We start from the raw sequence: 16,429 nt of genomic DNA, 5'->3' as shown, positions 1-16,429 counted from the left end.
CCCAACGGCCGGCGCTCCATTCGTGGGGACGGTTGAGCGACAGCGAGATCATGGGCGTCTACATCCTCAAACGGCTGCTGACGATGGTTCCGACGCTGTTCGTCATCAGCTTCCTGATTTTCACGATCATCGAGCTGCCGCCGGGAGACTATCTGTCGAACCAGATCGAGCAGCTCCGCATGCAGGGGGAATCTGCGGCGATCGCCCGCGTGGAATTCCTCCGCGACCAGTTCGCGCTCGATAAGCCGTTCGTCGAGCGCTACGGCATCTGGGTGGGCATCTGGCCGGGGCCCAACGGCTTCGACGGGCTGCTGCAGGGCAACTGGGGCTGGTCCTTCGAATTCCAGAAGCCGGTGCAGGAGGTGTTGTCGGGCACGCTTCTGCTCACGGTGATCCTGAATTTCGCGACCGTCCTGTTCGTCTACATCGTCTCGTTCCCGATCGGCATCTATTCCGCCACGCGGCAATACAGCTGGGGCGACTACGGCTTCACGTTTCTCGGCTATCTTGGCCTGGCAACGCCGAACTTCCTGCTGGGCCTGATCCTGCTGTTCCTGGCGAACCGGTGGTTCGATCTGTCCATCGGCGGCCTGATGGATCCCCAGTACGTCGACCAGTCCATGAGCCTGGGCAAGCTCGGCTCCATCCTCGGCCACCTGATCGTGCCCACCATCGTGATCGGAACGGCGGGGACGGCGGCGATGATCCGGCGCCTGCGCGCCAACCTGCTCGACGAACTCCACCGCCAGTACGTGACGACGGCGCGGGCCAAGGGGCTGAAGGAGAACAAGCTGCTCCTGAAGTATCCGCTGCGCATGGCGCTCAACCCATTCATTGCCGACATCGGCAACCTGATCCCGTCGCTGGTGTCGGGCTCGGTGATCGTCTCGGTGGTGCTCAACCTGCCGACGGTGGGGCCGGTGCTGCTGTCGGCGCTGCAGTCGCAGGACCAGTTCCTGGCGGGATTCATCCTGCTGTTCGTCGCGGTGCTCACGCTGATCGGGATGCTGATCTCCGACCTGCTGCTCGCCGTCCTGGATCCGCGGATCCGGCTTGGAGGCCAGGCGTCGAAATGAGCCACCTGTCGCCCATGACCGAGCACTACGTCGACCGTGAGCCGTTCGATCCGCAGGAGGCCGAGACGCTCACCCCGGAGCAGGAGAGCTTCTACCAGGCTTCCCAGTGGAAGATCATCTGGTGGCGCTTCAAGCGCCACAAGCTGGCGCTGTGGTCCGGCGTCATCCTGATCCTGTTCTATCTCTGCGTTCCGTTCGCCGAAGTGATCGCGCCCTACGACCCGAATGCCCGGGACAACAATCATCTCTACGCGCCGCCGCAGATGATGCATCTGTTCGACAACGGCCGCTTCGTCGGACCGTTCGTCTACGGCTTCGAATCGACGGTGAACCTCGACACCCTGCAATGGGAGTACACGGTGAACCGGGAGGACGTGCAGCCGCTGCGCTTCTTCTGCCTCGGGGACAGCTACCAGTTCTGGGGCATGTGGGACTCGCGGTTCCACCTCGTCTGTCCGGCGAAGGGCGGCACGTTCTTCCTGTTCGGAACGGACCGGCTCGGCCGCGACGTGCTGTCGGGCCTCGTCTACGGCGCGCGGCTGTCGCTGACGATCGGCCTGGTCGGCGTGGCCATCTCGATCTTCCTCGGCATGTTCTTCGGCGGGCTGGCCGGCTATCTCGGCGGGATCGTCGATTCGGCCATCATGCGGCTCATCGAAATCCTGCGCTCGCTGCCCGAACTGCCGCTGTGGATGGCGCTGTCGGCGGCGATCCCGGTCACCTGGAGCCAGCTCTGGGTCTATTTCGGCATCACCGTCATTCTCGGGCTGCTCGACTGGCCGGGACTTGCCAGGGCGGTCCGCTCGAAGCTCCTGTCGCTGCGCGAGGAAGAGTATGCCCGCGCCGCCGTGCTGATGGGCGCACCCGCCGGCCGCGTGATCCGCAAGCACCTGCTGCCGGGCTTCACCAGCCACATCATCGCCTCGGCCACCCTGTCGATCCCGACCATGATCCTCGGCGAGACGGCGCTGTCGTTCCTGAACCTCGGCCTGCAGCGCCCGGCGGTGTCGTGGGGCGTGCTCCTCAACGAGGCGCAGAACATCACCGTGGTGACGGTCTATCCGTGGCTGATGGCGCCGGTGATTCCGGTGATCATTGTGGTGCTGGCCTTCAACTTCCTGGGCGACGGCCTGCGCGACGCTGCGGACCCGTACAAGCACTGAGCAGGATCGCGAACGGCGGGGGCCGGTTTTCCGGCCGGGTCATGCCGTTGCAAGCCACCAGGTCCGCGAGCCTGCGGTGATCTGGTGGCGTGCCGCCGTTGCCCCGCCGCGCGGGCCGGTGCTATCAAGCGGCGAACCCCGCGCCGGCTGTGGCGCGGTCGTAACGACACGGACATCGGAGACCGGGACATGTCGGTGGATTCTGGCACGGTGAAGCACGTCGCCTCGCTCGCGCGGATCGCGGTGACGCCGGAAGAGGCGGAGCGGCTGACCGCCGAGCTCAACGGCATCCTCGCCTTCGTCGACGAACTGGCCGAGGTGGACGTGACCGACGTGCCGCCGATGACGGCCGTCGTGGCGACCGCGATGAAGATGCGCGAGGACAAGGTCACCGACGGCAACCGGCTGGACGACGTGATGTCCAACGCGCCCGACAGCGAGGACGGCTACTATCTCGTCCCCAAGGTGGTCGAGTAGGCCGGGCGCTGCGGCACCCCATGAATTCTGACGATCTCGCCCGTCCGCGCGCCCGGCGCGGGGCGGACGCTCTGGAAAGGACCACCACGTGACGGATCTGACGGCGCTTTCGCTGTGCGACGCCCGCGACGGCCTGGCCGCCGGCGACTTCACCTCGAGCGAGCTGACCGAGGCCTACATCACGGCCATCGAAGCGGCGCGGGGGCTGAACGCGTTCATCCTGGAGACGCCGGACGCGGCGCGCGAGATGGCGGCCGCCTCCGACCGGCGGCGCGCCGAGGGCAAGGCCGGCGCGCTCGACGGCGTGCCGTTCGGGGTGAAGGACCTCTTCTGCACCAAGGGGATCGCCTCCACGGCGGCCTCTAAGATCCTCGGCAACTTCGTGCCGCCCTACGAATCGACCGTCACCGACAATCTGTGGAAGGCGGGCGCGGTCCTGCTCGGCAAGCTCAACCTCGACGAGTTCGCGATGGGCTCGTCCACCGAGAACTCCGCCTTCGGCAACGTGATCAACCCCTGGCGCGCCACCGGCGACGACACGCCGCGCACGCCCGGCGGGTCATCGGGCGGGTCGGCGGCGGCGGTCGCTGCGCATCTCTGCGCGGCTGCACTTGGAACCGACACCGGCGGCTCGATCCGCCAGCCCGCCGCGCTGACGGCCACCGTCGGGCTCAAGCCCACCTACGGCCGCTGTTCGCGCTACGGCATCGTCGCCTACGCATCGTCCCTGGACCAGGCCGGCCCCGTCGCCCGCACGGTGCGGGATGCCGCCGCCATCCTCGGCGTGATCGCCAGCGTCGACGACAAGGACACCACCTCGGTCGACGTGCCGGTGGACGACTACGAGGCGGCGCTGGAGCGCCCGATGAAGGGGCTGAAGATCGGCATCCCGCGCGAATACCGGGTGGACGGCATGCCGGCGGAGATCGAGGAGGCGTGGCAGAAGGGCGCCGACTGGCTGCGCGCCGCCGGCGCCGAGGTGGTCGAGATCTCGCTGCCGCACACGAAGTACGCGCTGCCGGCCTACTACATCGTGGCGCTGGCCGAGGCGTCCTCCAATCTCGCCCGCTACGACGGCGTGCGCTACGGCGTGCGCGTGCCGGCCGACGAGATCGCGGAGATGTACGAGAAGACCCGTGCCGCCGGCTTCGGCGACGAGGTGAAGCGCCGCATCCTGCTCGGCACCTACGTGCTGTCGGCCGGCTACTACGACGCCTACTACCTGAAGGCCCAGAAGGTGCGCACGCTGATCAAGCGCGACTTCGAGACGGTGTTCGCCGACGGCGTCGACGCGGTGCTGGCACCGACGACCCCCGGTGCGGCGTTCCCGCTGGGCGCCAAGACCAGCGATCCGGTGGAGATGTACCTGAGCGACGTCTTCACCGTGCCGGTCAACATGGCGGGTCTGCCGTCGATCGCGGTGCCGGCCGGCCTGTCGGCGGAGGGCCTGCCGCTGGGGCTGCAGCTGATCGGCCAGCCGTTCAAGGAAGCGGGCCTGTTCGCGCCGGCGCGGGCGCTGGAGGAGGCCGCCGGCTCGTTCACGCCGTCGAAGTGGTGGGCCTGACCTGCCGGCTTGCCCCGGCCCACCCAGCGCGACGGGCACGGATCCGAACGAACGAAAAAGGGCGCTGTCCGACCGGATGTCGGCAGCGCCCTCTTTCATTTCGTCCTGTTTGATGTCGTCCCGGTCACGTCGTTCCGGTCCGGTCGTCCCGTCCAGCCGAACGCCGGTGGGCCGGTGGGACCTCAGACGGCTTCGCGGACCGGGATGCCGTTGTCCTTGAAGTGGGCCTGCAGCTCGCCGGCCTGGAACATCTCGCGGATGATGTCGCAGCCGCCGACGAATTCGCCCTTCACGTAGAGCTGGGGGATCGTCGGCCAGTTGGAATAGTCCTTGATGCCCTGGCGCAGCTCGGCCGACTCCAGCACGTTCACGCCCTGATAGGGCACGCCGAGATAGTCCATGATCTGGACCACCTGGCCGGAAAACCCGCACTGGGGGAAGGTCGGCGTGCCCTTCATGAAGAGCACCACGTCGGTCTCCTTCACGGTGTCGGCAATCCAGGTGTTGACGTCGCTCATTGTGCAATCTCCGTATCCGGCCGGGGTCAAGGTCCGGCGGTTGAAGCGTCTCTCAGGCCTCCGGCGCCGAGGTCTGGAGCGCCAGTGCGTGAAGCTGACCGCCCATCTGTCCCTGCAGCGCATTGTAGACCATCTGGTGCTGCTGGACGCGGGTCTTTCCCTTGAATTCCGCCGAGACGACGACGGCCGCGTAGTGATCGCCATCGCCGGCGAGGTCGCGGATCTCGACGGTCGCGTCGGGAAGGGCGGTCTTGATCAGTTTCTCGATCTCGCTGGCATCCATCGCCATGGTGCGGTTGTGTCCTTTCGCCTCGAAAAGTCTCACGCAGTCGATCAGCTCGCGCCCATGAAGGCGGGGAACCAATCCTCGTGCGCCTTGACGAGGGATGCAACGGATATGGAGAGCGTTCCCTCCACCGTCAATTCGCTGCCGCCCACTTCGCCGATGTCGACGAGGTCGATTCCCGCCTCAGCGGCGGCCTCGACGAGGCGTGCGGCAAGCTCGCCCGGCGCCGACACAACGTAGCGCGCCTGATCCTCGGAAAACAGGGCGACATGCGCCGCACCCGCCACGGAGACCGTACAGCCGAGCCCGGAGGCCATCGCCATCTCGGCCAGCGCCAGGCCGAGCCCGCCCGACGAGATGTCGTGGCAGGAGCGCAGCCCCATCTCCCGGATGGCGGTTCTGACGAAGTCGCCGTTGGCGCGCTCGCGGGCCAGGTCGACGTGCGGCGGCGGGCCGTCCGAGCGGCCGAGCACGTCGCGCAGATAGATCGACTGGCCCATTTCGGTGCCGTGGCCGCCGACCAGGAGAACGCGCTCCCCGGCCGCCCCGAAGGCCGCCACGGCGGTCTTGCGGTAGTCGTCCAGCAGCCCGACGCCGCCGATGGTGGGGGTCGGCAGGATCGCCTCGTCGCCGGTGGCGTTGTAGAGCGACACGTTGCCGGAGACGACGGGGAAGTCGAGCGCCGTGCAGGCCTCGCCGATGCCTTTGATGCAGCCGACGAACTGGCCCATGATCTCGGGCCGCTCGGGGTTGCCGAAGTTCAGATTGTCGGTGACCGCCAGCGGATCGGCGCCGATGGCGGAGAGATTGCGCCACGCCTCCGCCACCGCCTGCTTGCCGCCCTCGAACGGGTCGGCGGCGCAGTAGCGCGGCGTCACGTCGACGGTCATCGCCAGGCCCTGGGTCGAATCGCCGATCCGCACCAGGGCCGCGTCGCCGCCGGGTCCCGCGACGGTCTCGCCGAGGATCAGGTTGTCGTACTGCTCCCACACCCAGCGCCGCGACGACTGGTTCGGCGAGCCGACGAGCGACAGGAGCACCGCGCCGAGATCGTCCGGAGCGGGCACGTCGGCGGCCGCCAGCGGCGTCGGCTTGGCCGGTTCGCCCCACGGGCGGTCGTATTCCGGCGCCTCGTCGCCGAGCTCCTTGATCGGCAGGTTGGCAACTTCCTCGCCCTGGTGCCAGACGGAGAAGCGCAGATCGTCGGTGGTCTCGCCGACCACCGCGAAATCGAGGCCCCATTTCACGAAGATCGCTTCGGCCTGCGCCCTGAGGTCGGGCCGCAGCACCATCAACATCCGCTCCTGGCTCTCCGACAGCATCATCTCGTAGGCCGACATGGCCTCCTCGCGCACCGGCACGTGGTCGAGGTCGAGGCGCACGCCGAGATCGCCCTTGGCGCCCATCTCCACGGCCGAGCAGGTAAGGCCGGCGGCCCCCATGTCCTGGATGGCGATCACCGCGCCGGTGGCCATCAGCTCGAGGCAGGCTTCCAGCAGCAGCTTCTCGGAGAACGGATCGCCGACCTGCACGGTCGGGCGTTTCTCCTCGATGGTGTCGTCGAAGGCGGCGGAGGCCATCGTCGCGCCGCCGACGCCGTCGCGGCCGGTCTTGGAACCGAGATAGACGATCGGCATGCCGACGCCTTCGGCCTTCGACAGGAAGATCTTGTCGGTGTCGGCAAGGCCCACGGCCATCGCGTTGACCAGGCAGTTGCCGTCGTAGGAGGGGTCGAACTCGACCTCGCCGCCCACCGTCGGCACGCCGAACGAGTTGCCGTAACCGCCGACGCCGGCCACGACGCCGGAGACCAGATGCCGGGTGCGCGGATGCTCCGGCGCGCCGAAGCGCAGCGCGTTGAGCGCGGCGATCGGCCGGGCGCCCATGGTGAACACGTCGCGCAGGATGCCGCCCACGCCCGTCGTCGCGCCCTGGTAGGGTTCGATGTAGGAGGGGTGGTTGTGGCTCTCCATCTTGAAGACCACCGCCCGGCCGTTGCCGATGTCGACCACGCCGGCGTTCTCGCCCGGCCCCTGGATCACCCGCGGGCCCTTGGTCGGCAGGGTCCTCAGCCATCGCTTGGAGGATTTGTACGAGCAGTGCTCGTTCCACATGGCGGAGACGATGCCGAGCTCGGTGATCGTCGGCTCGCGGCCGATCAGGCCGACGAAACGCTGATACTCGTCGGGCGTGAGCCCATGCTCGGCGATGAGCTCGGGGGTAATCGCAATCGCGTTCGGGATCGACATGGGGCGGACGTCGGGCCTTTCGGTGGATGTCCCCCGCGGATAGGCGTGTGCGCGGCGCGCGTCAATCGATTGGCGGGCGATTGGCGGGCCGCAACGCCGTCCACGCTTGACGGAACAGTGGATTTCGGACCCATTTTCTTGCACACCGGAGGACTTGGGGAAACGTCGTTCCGATGGGCTGAGGGCTTTCATGATGACTGGATCGGGTCGCGGACTTCGCGTGGTGCTGACGGGGTTGATCCTGGCAGTCGCCTTTTCGTTCGCCTCGCTCGGCGGAGCGTCGTCGGCACACGCCCAGGCCGCCGCGCTTCTGGCGGCCAAGAATGCCGGCAAGTCCGCGGAGGAGCCTTCGTCCACTGCCACGTCTGACGGCCTCTCCTCCGGGCTGCAGGCGGTCGTCAAGCAGGCGGAGAAGGCGGGCGCGCAGGTCATCGTGATTGCGCCCGCCGGGTCAGCGAGCGCCCCGGCGGAGACGCCGACCGAAAGCGCCGGACGCCTGAAGCAGCGGCTCGTGGCGATCACCGTCCGGGTGGAAGAAAGAGTGAAGGAGCTCGTCGCCAAGTTCCCGCTGCTCCCGGGGCATATCGACAGCACGCTCCGGTCTGCCACACCGGACCAGTCACTCCACTGGCTCGGCATGGCCGCACTTCTGGTCGGCATCACGATCCTCGCCGGCGCGCTCGTCTACCGGGTGGTGATCGGCTGGTTCCGCAGTCACCTGCTGCGCCTCTACCCGGCGGTTCCGGTCACCCGGGGCGAGAAGATTGGCTACCTGCTGACGCGCGGGGTGCTGATGCTGATCGCCGTGGCGTGCTTCGCCTTCGTCGGGCTGGTCGTCGGCGTGTCCGTGACGAACAGTGGCGGGCCCGTCCGGATCACCAACATGGTGGTGATCTCGGCCGTCGCGCTCGGCCTCGTCGCCCGCACGATCTTCAAGACCATCCTGTGTCCGGACCGCGTCGCCTATCGCCCGTTCCGGTTCGACGATCACACCGCGTCTTCGCTGTTCTCCCGGCTGATGATCGGCGTGTGGATCTCGCTCGCCGTCCTCGCGCTCGCCGAATGGATGCGCGGCATGGGCATGGACATCGACGCCTTCAAGCTCGTCTACATGCTCTCCGGCCTAGTCGCCGTGATCATCCTGTCGGGCATCACGCTCGCCTACCGCAGGGAGGTGGCCGGCGCGATCCTGGCGCACGAGCCGGGACGGCCGCTTTCCGTGCCGCGCCGGGTCATTGCCCAGATCTGGTACGTGGTGGTGCTCGTCTATCTGTGGGCCGCCTGGATCGTCGGTTCGGTGCGACGGCTTCTGGACATCGACAGCGGCGGAGCGCTCATCGCCGGGCCGCTGGTCGCCATGGTGCTGGCCCTCATCCTCTATTCCATCCTGCTGATCTTCATCGACCACATGTTCCCGCTGCCGGAGAAGAGCGAGCGCCTGGTGGTCGACGACGACGCGCCGGTGCAGGCCCATTCGCTGGGTGCCGCCGCCGCCGGGCCCGAAGACTACGTGCCGTTCGACGAGGACGACGACTACGCCGACGACGCGCCCCTGAGAGCGCGGGTGGTCGGGAAGCCGGCCTTCAAGCGGCTGTTCGAACACGGCGCGGCGATCGTCTCGGTCGTCGTCTGCGCCGTGCTCATCCTGCACCTGTGGGGGCTGCCGATCGCGGCGGAGGGCAACCTGCTCGCCCGCTCGCTGGGCACCTTCGTCGTCCTGTTCCTCGCTTACATGGCCTACGAGGCGGTCAAGCTGTGGGTCGATGGCAAGATCGCCGCCGAGCAGGCCCAGTTCCAGGTGCATGGCGACGGCGACTCAGAGATGGGGCATGGCGGGTCGACCCGCCTCGCCACGCTGCTGCCGCTGTTCCGCAACTTTCTGCTGATCACCATCGCGACCATGGCGATCATGGTCGCGCTTGCCGGGATCGGCGTGAACATCGCCCCGCTGTTCGCCGGTGCCGGCGTCGTCGGCCTGGCCGTCGGCTTCGGCTCGCAGGCGCTGATCAAGGACATCTTCTCCGGCGCCTTCTTCCTGATCGACGATGCCTTCCGCAAGGGCGAGTACATCGATCTCGGCGGCGTGAAGGGGGTGGTCGAGAAGATCTCCATCCGCTCCTTCCAGCTGCGCCACCAGAACGGGCCGCTCCACACGGTGCCGTTCGGCGAGATCAAGCGGCTGACCAACTATTCGCGCGACTGGGTCATCATGAAGCTGCCGCTGCGGCTCACCTACGACACCGACCCGGAGAAGGTGCGCAAGCTGATCAAGAAGGTCGGACAGGACCTGCTCGCCGATCCCGACATCGGCCACATGTTCCTGGATCCGCTGAAGTCGCAGGGCGTCTACCAGATGGAAGACTCCGCGATGATCATCCGGGTCAAGTTCATGACCAAGCCGGGCGACCAGTTCCTGGTGCGCAAGCGGGTCTACGCCGAGATCCGCGACCTGTTCGCGCGGGAGGACATCCACTTCGCGCACCGCGAGGTGACGGTCCGCATCGTCGACCAGGACGGCAACGAGGTGGACGACAACGACGAGAACTCCGATCGCCGCAAGCAGGCGGCGGGTGCTGCGGCTCGTCGGCTGCTCGACCAGGAGACGGAGGCCCTGGCCAAGCCGGCCGGCGAAGACCCGTCGTCGGCCCGATAGCGGCCGCCGGGCGATGACGCGCAGCGAAAAGGACAAGATGCTGGCCGGCGAATTCTACGTCGCCGAGGGCCCCGAACTCGCGGCCGACAAGCAACGCGCCGCGCTGTGGATGGACGTCTACAACGCCGCCCAGGCGCGCCCGGCCGTAGAACGGCATGCGCTTCTGGCCGAGCTGTTCGCGGCGGTGGGCGAGGGCAGCGAGGTGCGCCCGCCGTTCCACTGCGACTACGGCTACAACATCAGCCTCGGCGCCGGCGTCTTCCTCAACTTCAACTGCATCATCCTCGACGTCGTCGAGGTCTGGATCGGCGACGGCACCCAGGTCGGGCCGGGCGTGCAGATCCTGACGGCGGACCATCCCCGCGAACCGGCGAGACGGGCCCAGCGGATCGAGTTCGGCCGTCCGGTGACGATCGGCTGCAACGTCTGGATCGGGGGAGGGGCGCTCATCCTGCCCGGCGTCACCATCGGCGACCATGCCCGCATCGGGGCGGGCAGCGTCGTCACCCGCGACGTTCCGGGCTACGGCGTCGCCTTCGGCAATCCGGCGCGCCTGAGGCCCTGACAGGCCCCGTCAGGCGGGCTCGGCCAGCGCCGTGGTCAGGCCCGCGAACAGGCCGACGCCGTCGGTGCCGCCCTGGTGCGCGGTGATCAGGTTTTCCGGATGCGGCATCATCCCGAGGATGCGGCCGGTCTCGTCGGTGATGCCGGCGATGTCGTTGACGGAGCCGTTGGGGTTGGTGCCGGCGGCATAGCGGAAGACGACCTGGCCGTTGTCCTCCAGCCGGGACAGGGTGTCCGGCTCGGCGAAATAGTTGCCGTCGTGGTGGGCGACCGGGCAGGCGATGACCTGGCCCGGCGCATAGGCGCCGGTGAACGCCGTGTCGGTGCGTTCCACCGAGAGCTTGACCGTGCGGCAGACGAACCGCAGGCCGGCGTTGCGCATCAGCGCGCCCGGCAGCAGCCCGGCCTCGGTGAGGATCTGGAAGCCGTTGCAGATGCCCAGCACATAGCCGCCGAGGCGGTGGTGCTCGGCGAGCGCCGGCATGATGCCGGCCCGCGCGGCGATGGCGCCGGCGCGCAGATAGTCGCCGTAGGAGAAGCCGCCCGGCAGCACCACCAGGTCGACGTCCGGCAGGGTCGTGTCCGCATGCCAGACGAAGACCGGCTCCGTCCCGGTCGTGGCGGCAAGCGCCTTGGCGACGTCGCGGTCGCGGTTGGAGCCGGGAAAGACGATGACGGCTGACTTCACGGGAACATCTCCGGCGGCGAGATCTAGACCAGCTCGATCGCGTAGGATTCGATGACGGTGTTGGCGAGCAGCGCCTCGCACATGGCGGAGACCTCGGCGCGGGCGCGCTCCGGATCGGTCTCGGCGAGATCGAGGTCGATCACCTTGCCCTGCCGGGCGGCGTTGACCCCGCCGAAGCCGAGCCCCTTGAGCGCCCCTTCGATGGCCTTGCCCTGCGGATCGAGAACGCCCTGCTTCAAGGTCACCGTCACACGCGCACGCATCGTCTTGTCCAAACCCGCTTCAATCATCTGGGAATGCCCGCACGTGTCGGGCGCAGTCCGGCACGGTTCGGGGCGGTGCGCGATCGCATCGCCCCGGGCCGCCTATTTGACGAGGACCGGGCCGGTGCCCTGGGGGCGCTCGACCTCGTTGAGGATGCCGAGGCGCCGCGCCACTTCCTGGTAGGCCTCGAGAAGGCCGCCCAGATCGCGGCGGAACCGGTCCTTGTCGAGCTTCTCGTCGGTGGCGATGTCCCACAGGCGGCACGAATCGGGCGAGATCTCGTCGGCGACGACCATGCGCATCATGTCGCCTTCCCACAGACGGCCGCATTCCATCTTGAAGTCGACGAGACGGATGCCGACGCCCAGGAACAGGCCGGACAGGAAGTCGTTGACCCGCACGGCCAGCGCCATGATGTCGTCGATCTCCTGGGGCGTCGCCCAGCCGAAGGCGGTGATGTGCTCTTCGGTGACCATCGGGTCGTTGAGCTCGTCGTTCTTGTAATAGAACTCGATGATCGACCGCGGCAGCTGGGTGCCTTCCTCGAGGCCGAGGCGCTTGGACAGCGACCCCGCCGCGACGTTGCGCACCACGACTTCGAGCGGCACGATCTCGACTTCCCGGATCAGCTGCTCGCGCATGTTCAGCCGCCGAATGAAATGGGTCGGGATGCCCATGTCGTTCAGGTGGCCGAAGATGTACTCCGAGATCCGGTTGTTGAGCACACCCTTGCCGTCGACGATCTCGTGCTTCTTCGCGTTGAACGCGGTTGCGTCGTCCTTGAAGTGCTGGATCAGGGTGCCCGGCTCCGGACCCTCATAGAGGATCTTGGCCTTGCCTTCGTAAATTCGGCGACGACGGTTCATCGGCACATACCGTGTGTGATTGTGAAAATCCATGAAGCCGGTGGCTCTCCGAGATTGCGGGGCGCGAACCAGCCACTGTCGTTTTGCGGCTGAAGGTATCACGAGTCGCTGCGCAGCCACCGCGGCCGCACCCTACTCGATCGTGAAACCGTGGACAATCCACACCCTCCGCCGGACCGCTGGCAGCTCGCGACCCACAGCCACCGCGCGGATGTGGGTCCCGGCGATCCGACGTTAGATGGGATTTGCAAGCCGTTTCAACAAGATGAAATGATCCTGCGGGCGCGCCGACCTGTCGCGCAGATGTGTTGACCGATTGGCGCGGTGGCTCTTGGCGTCGGCCTTCACTGCCCCCATTTTTCGGGGCAGGGCGGCGATCGGGTGGCCATGCGGTTTGCACCGCGTTGATTCCGCGATGATGCGCCGTTATTCAGGCAGCGACGGACCACGGGGTTGCGACGACAGCGGCCGGCAGTGTGTCACTTTTGGGAGGCTCTCATGACCACGTTCGAAGGCCGCAAGGACGCTCACGAAGGCAAGTTCGCTCACGACGAGGAACTGCGCTTCAAGGCGACGGCGCGTCGCAACAAGCTGCTCGGCCTGTGGGCGGCCGACAAGCTCGGCTACACCGGCGAGGAAGCCGAAAACTACGCCAAGCAAGTCGTGCGGGCCGATTTCGAGGAGCCGGGCGAAGAGGACGTTTTCCGCAAGGTGCGGGCGGACTTCGATGCCGGCGGCGTCGAGCAGAGCGATCACCAGATCCGCCGCACCATGGACGAACTGATGGCGGTCGCCGTGGGGCAGATCAGCACCCAGTGAATTCCCCGCGGACGGGGCGGGGGCAGCATGCCTGCCCCGCCCATCACTGGGAAGGCGGGGTGGCCGGCTCCGACTGGGCGGGGGCTTCGCCGTTGGTGGCTGGCGAGATTTCCTGATCCGGTTCGGCCATCAGATAGAACCAGGCCAGGAAGCCGAAGATCGTGAAGGCCGCGATACCGAGGCCGAGCACCCATTTCATCGGCCAGAGGTTTTCTCCCTGGCGCGCGCGCTCCTTGCCGACACGGACTTCATCGTCGTTGGTGTGCTTGAGCATGCTGGGTCAACCTGTTTCGATTGCAAGGGTGCGGCAGACGAGCGGACAGTGCCTCCGCCCGGCCGGCAACGCAGGGTCTGGGCAGGGAAACGCGGCAGCGCCGGATGGGGTTCCGGTTTGCGGCATCCGCGTGCCCGAGAGGCGGGGGCCATACATCCCAGCTACCCGGCGTGTCCCGCCCGGACGCGGAACCCGGCCCCCCGCGGGCGCGTTCTGTTGCCGACACGTGGACCATCGGGTCCGCGCAATGATCGGCTTGTAGAGGGGCCGACGATCGCGAGGATGATCATGAGCGACGGCAAGAAGCACGGCGACACCGACGACAAGAAGACGGACGACAAGAAAAAGCACGAGGAGGCGGCGCGCAAGGACACGGAAGACAAGCGCAGCAAGGCGGAGAAGTCGGAAGACCTCGACGAGGCGCTGGAAGAGACGTTTCCGGCGAGCGACCCGGCCGTCTCCCCCTCCATCACCGGCCGGGACTGACCGCTCCGGTGCGGGCGCGCGTCGCAAGACCGCGCCCAGATGGACCTGCGACGTCCGGATGGCTCCGCTCCCCGGACGTCGGATGGCCGGTCAGAACACCGACAGGTCGGCGTCTCGCGCCAGGCGCTCCAGCGCCGCAAAGCCCGCGACGGAGTTGCCGAGGGCATCGAGTTCGGGCGACCACACGGCGATCGCCATCCGGTTCGGCACCACCGCGACGATGCCGCCCCCGACCCCGCTCTTGGCCGGCAGCCCGACCCGATAGGCGAAATCGCCGGCCGCATCGTAGAGCCCGCACGTCAGCATCAGCGAATTCACCCGCCGGGCCCGTCCGGCCGGAAGCAACTGCGCGCCCGATTTCGCGTCCCTGCCGTCGTTGGCGAGCGGCAGCGCGGCCTTCGCCAGTTCCACGCACGTCATCGAGGCGGCGCAGAAGTGGGTATAGGCGGAGACCACGGCCCGCGGATCGCACCGGAGGTTGCCGTAGTCCTTCAGGAGCGCGGCGGCGGCGTAATTCCGGAAAGCGGTGGAAAGCTCGCTCTTCGCCACCTCGTAGTCGCAGTTGACCCGCTGGGAGTGGGCGAGCTTGCGCAGGAAGCCGATCAGGGTGTGGACCGGCGTTGCCGCCCGCTCGGTCAGGCAGTCGGCGACCACCAGCGCGCCGGGATTGACGAACGGGTTCATCGGCCGGCCCTGCTCCTGCTCGATGCGGGTGAGCGAGTTGAAGCGCTGCCCCGAGGGGTTGCGGCCGACCCGCGTCCACAGATCCCCCTCCATGTAGTCGAGTGCCAGGCACAGGCTGAACACCTTCGAGATCGACTGGATCGAGAAGGGCACGTTGGCCGCTCCGGCCGTGGCGATCCCGCCGTCGAGGGTGGCCACGGCGATGCCGAACTGCTTCGGGTCAACCTTCGCCAGCAGCGGGATCGACCCGTTGACCTTGCCCTGGCCGAAATAGACCGGTGCGTCCTCGGCGATGCTCGCAAGCAGGGGCGCGAGTTCGGCGGCTGCAGTCGTCATTGGCGGACCTCCCAGTCCTGAACCTGTCGATCAGGCGTGTGCGCGAAGCTCGGCTTCGATCGTTTCGGTGTACCGTCGGAGTTCGTCGCTGACCTCCACCGCATAGGCCGGCCGGGCCGGTTCGATCGCGCGCAGATGCGCGGGCAGGCGGGCCACCTCGCGGACCGCCGTGGCGCGGATCTCGTCGAGGCTGCGGCGGCCGGCTTCCGTGCGAACGCCGTCGGCCATCACCGTCTCCAGCAGCGGCCGGCCGGGGCCGTCCTCGCCCAGCCGGCGGATCACGTCGTTCCGTGCGACGCCGTCGGCCTCGATCCGGCAGACCTGCTTGGCGCCGGGCAGGTTCTTGCGCAGCGGCGCCAGCTTCATGCGGCCTTCGCCCCCGTAGGCGGCAAGCTTGTAGGCGATGTCGAGTTCGGCGGCATCCGATGACGTGGTCAGCCGGGTGCCGACCCCGTAGCCGTCGATCGGCGCGCCGGCCGCGGCGAGATCCGCGATCCGGTGTTCGTCGAGGCCGCCCGAGGCGATGATCTGCACGGACTGCAGGCCCGCTTCGTCGAACCGGCGGCGCACCTCTTTCGACAATTCGGCCAGGTCGCCGGAATCGAGCCGGACGGCGCGCACCCGGAAGCCGTCTCCCAGTTCGCGGGCAAGCGCGATGACATTGTCGGCGCCCTGGATCGCGTCGTAGGTGTCGATCAGCAGGACGGTGTCGGGGTAGAGCGCCGTGAAGGCGCGGAACGCCGACAGCTCGTCCTTCCAGGCCTCCACGTAGGAGTGCGCCATCGTCCCGGCGATGGGCAGGCCGTAGAGCTTGCCGGCGAGGACGTTGGCGGTGCCTGTGCAGCCGGCGATGTAGGCCGAGCGCGCCGCCTTGTTGCCGGCGTCGAAGCCATGGGCGCGGCGGGTGCCGAAATCGATCACCGGGGCGCCCCGGGCCGCCTCGACGATGCGGATCGCCTTTGAGGCGAGGATGGTCGAGATGGTGATCTGGTTGATCAGCAGCGTCTCGATGAGCTGCGCCTCGGCCACCGGCGCCTCGACCTCGAGGATCGGGGCGTGGGGGAAGATCGGTGTCCCTTCTGCGACCGCCCGCACGGATCCGGTGAACCGGAAGCCCTTCAGGTGGTCGAGAAACGCTGGCGAAAAGCGGCCGGTCGAGGCGAGATAGGCGAGGCTGTCCTCGGAGAAGTGCAACGTTTCGAGATATTCCAGCACCGGGTCCAGCCCGGCGGCCAGCATGAAGTTGCGCGTCTCGGGCAGCTTGCGGAAGAACAGCGAGAACACCGCCTGGCCGTGCATTTCCTCCCGGTGATAGGACTGCAGCATCGACAGCTGGTAGAGGTCGGTGAAGATCGCGGCGTCGTCGTAGGGGATGCCGAGCGGCGGAAGGGCCATCGTGCGCCTCGTCAGCGGAGGGAAGGGGGCGTGCGAACCGGTTGCCCGCTGCCTTTGAGGCCGTCCG

Annotated in this window: 17 protein-coding genes; 8 read left to right on the top strand and 9 right to left on the bottom strand. The window is 67.7% G+C overall.

Going from position 1 to position 16,429, the window contains the following annotated elements; genetic code table 11:
* Window positions 1-50: 50 nt before the first annotated feature.
* From ACSSVZ_RS19810 to gatA, 4 genes are all read left to right on the top strand, one after another.
* Complete coding sequence (locus tag ACSSVZ_RS19810) at window positions 51-1,076, top strand: ABC transporter permease (RefSeq protein WP_453972522.1); 1,026 nt, start codon at window positions 51-53, stop codon at window positions 1,074-1,076.
* Entirely contained in the window at window positions 1,073-2,239 is a 1,167-nt protein-coding gene (locus tag ACSSVZ_RS19805) for an ABC transporter permease (RefSeq protein WP_453972464.1), read from the top strand. Before ACSSVZ_RS19810 ends, ACSSVZ_RS19805 begins: the two co-directional genes overlap by 4 nt.
* Window positions 2,240-2,428: 189 nt before the next feature.
* Window positions 2,429-2,716, top strand: coding sequence for an Asp-tRNA(Asn)/Glu-tRNA(Gln) amidotransferase subunit GatC (gatC, locus tag ACSSVZ_RS19800; protein WP_453972463.1), 288 nt, complete (start codon window positions 2,429-2,431; stop codon window positions 2,714-2,716).
* Window positions 2,717-2,804: 88 nt separating this feature from the next.
* The gene (gene gatA, locus ACSSVZ_RS19795; RefSeq protein WP_453972462.1) at window positions 2,805-4,280 is read left to right on the top strand and encodes an Asp-tRNA(Asn)/Glu-tRNA(Gln) amidotransferase subunit GatA; all 1,476 of its coding nucleotides are present in this window, start codon (window positions 2,805-2,807) and stop codon (window positions 4,278-4,280) included.
* Between the two features lie 182 nt (window positions 4,281-4,462).
* On the opposite strand, the gene grxD is transcribed toward gatA, so the two are convergent.
* From grxD to purL, 3 genes are read right to left on the bottom strand one after another with little or no spacing between them, the layout of a single operon-like run.
* The gene (gene grxD, locus ACSSVZ_RS19790) at window positions 4,463-4,798 is read right to left on the bottom strand and encodes a Grx4 family monothiol glutaredoxin (RefSeq protein WP_453972461.1); all 336 of its coding nucleotides are present in this window, start codon (window positions 4,796-4,798) and stop codon (window positions 4,463-4,465) included.
* A 52-nt stretch (window positions 4,799-4,850) separates the two neighbouring features.
* The gene (locus ACSSVZ_RS19785) at window positions 4,851-5,087 is read right to left on the bottom strand and encodes a BolA family protein (RefSeq protein WP_453962391.1); all 237 of its coding nucleotides are present in this window, start codon (window positions 5,085-5,087) and stop codon (window positions 4,851-4,853) included.
* Window positions 5,088-5,131: 44 nt separating this feature from the next.
* The gene (purL, locus tag ACSSVZ_RS19780; protein ID WP_453972460.1) at window positions 5,132-7,333 is read right to left on the bottom strand and encodes a phosphoribosylformylglycinamidine synthase subunit PurL; all 2,202 of its coding nucleotides are present in this window, start codon (window positions 7,331-7,333) and stop codon (window positions 5,132-5,134) included.
* 190 nt (window positions 7,334-7,523) lie between these two features.
* Between purL and ACSSVZ_RS19775 the strand changes: the two genes are divergently transcribed.
* Window positions 7,524-9,986, top strand: a complete 2,463-nt coding sequence (locus ACSSVZ_RS19775) for a mechanosensitive ion channel family protein (protein ID WP_453972459.1) — start codon at window positions 7,524-7,526, stop codon at window positions 9,984-9,986.
* Window positions 9,987-9,999: 13 nt separating this feature from the next.
* On the top strand, window positions 10,000-10,551 hold the full coding sequence (locus ACSSVZ_RS19770; protein WP_453972458.1) for a sugar O-acetyltransferase: 552 nt from the start codon (window positions 10,000-10,002) through the stop codon (window positions 10,549-10,551).
* A 9-nt stretch (window positions 10,552-10,560) separates the two neighbouring features.
* Here ACSSVZ_RS19770 and purQ read toward each other — a convergent pair whose 3' ends face one another.
* From purQ to purC, 3 genes are all read right to left on the bottom strand, one after another.
* Window positions 10,561-11,238, bottom strand: coding sequence for a phosphoribosylformylglycinamidine synthase subunit PurQ (gene purQ / locus ACSSVZ_RS19765; protein ID WP_453972457.1), 678 nt, complete (start codon window positions 11,236-11,238; stop codon window positions 10,561-10,563).
* Window positions 11,239-11,261: 23 nt separating this feature from the next.
* Entirely contained in the window at window positions 11,262-11,501 is a 240-nt protein-coding gene (gene purS, locus ACSSVZ_RS19760) for a phosphoribosylformylglycinamidine synthase subunit PurS (RefSeq protein ID WP_453972456.1), read from the bottom strand.
* Between the two features lie 102 nt (window positions 11,502-11,603).
* Window positions 11,604-12,368 (bottom strand): phosphoribosylaminoimidazolesuccinocarboxamide synthase, encoded by a 765-nt coding sequence (purC, locus tag ACSSVZ_RS19755; RefSeq protein ID WP_453962397.1) that lies wholly within the window; start codon window positions 12,366-12,368, stop codon window positions 11,604-11,606.
* A gap of 498 nt (window positions 12,369-12,866) precedes the next feature.
* Here purC and ACSSVZ_RS19750 point away from each other — a divergent pair, with 498 nt between their 5' ends.
* Window positions 12,867-13,187, top strand: coding sequence for a DUF1476 domain-containing protein (locus ACSSVZ_RS19750; RefSeq protein WP_453972455.1), 321 nt, complete (start codon window positions 12,867-12,869; stop codon window positions 13,185-13,187).
* A 43-nt stretch (window positions 13,188-13,230) separates the two neighbouring features.
* Here the strand turns inward: ACSSVZ_RS19750 and ACSSVZ_RS19745 are convergent, their stop codons facing one another.
* A complete protein-coding gene (locus tag ACSSVZ_RS19745; RefSeq protein ID WP_453972454.1) occupies window positions 13,231-13,461 on the bottom strand; it encodes a hypothetical protein in 231 nt (76 codons plus the stop codon).
* Between the two features lie 288 nt (window positions 13,462-13,749).
* On the opposite strand from ACSSVZ_RS19745, the gene ACSSVZ_RS19740 reads away from it, so the two are divergent.
* Window positions 13,750-13,947: a hypothetical protein gene (locus ACSSVZ_RS19740; protein WP_453972453.1), complete on the top strand. Its 198-nt coding sequence runs from the start codon at window positions 13,750-13,752 to the stop codon at window positions 13,945-13,947.
* Window positions 13,948-14,037: 90 nt separating this feature from the next.
* On the opposite strand, the gene ACSSVZ_RS19735 is transcribed toward ACSSVZ_RS19740, so the two are convergent.
* Together ACSSVZ_RS19735 and ACSSVZ_RS19730 are read right to left on the bottom strand one after the other, a co-directional pair.
* Window positions 14,038-14,967: a glutaminase gene (locus ACSSVZ_RS19735; RefSeq protein ID WP_453972452.1), complete on the bottom strand. Its 930-nt coding sequence runs from the start codon at window positions 14,965-14,967 to the stop codon at window positions 14,038-14,040.
* Between the two features lie 30 nt (window positions 14,968-14,997).
* Window positions 14,998-16,362, bottom strand: a complete 1,365-nt coding sequence (locus tag ACSSVZ_RS19730; RefSeq protein WP_453972451.1) for a nicotinate phosphoribosyltransferase — start codon at window positions 16,360-16,362, stop codon at window positions 14,998-15,000.
* Between the last annotated feature and the right edge of the window lie 67 nt (window positions 16,363-16,429).

Source organism: Amorphus sp. MBR-141 (assembly GCF_053628695.1).
Note: the sequence above shows the minus strand (reverse complement) of the source record. Positions and strands in the feature narration are given on the sequence as shown.

What these genes read in the sequence shown, in the direction of transcription:
- ACSSVZ_RS19810 (WP_453972522.1), top strand. Translation starts at nt 51, where the DNA reads ATGGGCGTCTACATCCTCAAACGGCTGCTGACGATGGTTCCGACGCTG.
- gatC (WP_453972463.1), top strand. Translation starts at nt 2,429, where the DNA reads ATGTCGGTGGATTCTGGCACGGTGAAGCACGTCGCCTCGCTCGCGCGG.
- ACSSVZ_RS19745 (WP_453972454.1), bottom strand. Translation starts at nt 13,461, where the DNA reads ATGCTCAAGCACACCAACGACGATGAAGTCCGTGTCGGCAAGGAGCGC.
- ACSSVZ_RS19805 (WP_453972464.1), top strand. Translation starts at nt 1,073, where the DNA reads ATGAGCCACCTGTCGCCCATGACCGAGCACTACGTCGACCGTGAGCCG.
- ACSSVZ_RS19735 (WP_453972452.1), bottom strand. Translation starts at nt 14,967, where the DNA reads ATGACGACTGCAGCCGCCGAACTCGCGCCCCTGCTTGCGAGCATCGCC.
- purL (WP_453972460.1), bottom strand. Translation starts at nt 7,333, where the DNA reads ATGTCGATCCCGAACGCGATTGCGATTACCCCCGAGCTCATCGCCGAG.
- purS (WP_453972456.1), bottom strand. Translation starts at nt 11,501, where the DNA reads ATGCGTGCGCGTGTGACGGTGACCTTGAAGCAGGGCGTTCTCGATCCG.
- ACSSVZ_RS19740 (WP_453972453.1), top strand. Translation starts at nt 13,750, where the DNA reads ATGAGCGACGGCAAGAAGCACGGCGACACCGACGACAAGAAGACGGAC.
- ACSSVZ_RS19785 (WP_453962391.1), bottom strand. Translation starts at nt 5,087, where the DNA reads ATGGCGATGGATGCCAGCGAGATCGAGAAACTGATCAAGACCGCCCTT.
- ACSSVZ_RS19750 (WP_453972455.1), top strand. Translation starts at nt 12,867, where the DNA reads ATGACCACGTTCGAAGGCCGCAAGGACGCTCACGAAGGCAAGTTCGCT.
- purC (WP_453962397.1), bottom strand. Translation starts at nt 12,368, where the DNA reads ATGAACCGTCGTCGCCGAATTTACGAAGGCAAGGCCAAGATCCTCTAT.
- ACSSVZ_RS19770 (WP_453972458.1), top strand. Translation starts at nt 10,000, where the DNA reads ATGACGCGCAGCGAAAAGGACAAGATGCTGGCCGGCGAATTCTACGTC.
- grxD (WP_453972461.1), bottom strand. Translation starts at nt 4,798, where the DNA reads ATGAGCGACGTCAACACCTGGATTGCCGACACCGTGAAGGAGACCGAC.
- ACSSVZ_RS19775 (WP_453972459.1), top strand. Translation starts at nt 7,524, where the DNA reads ATGATGACTGGATCGGGTCGCGGACTTCGCGTGGTGCTGACGGGGTTG.
- ACSSVZ_RS19730 (WP_453972451.1), bottom strand. Translation starts at nt 16,362, where the DNA reads ATGGCCCTTCCGCCGCTCGGCATCCCCTACGACGACGCCGCGATCTTC.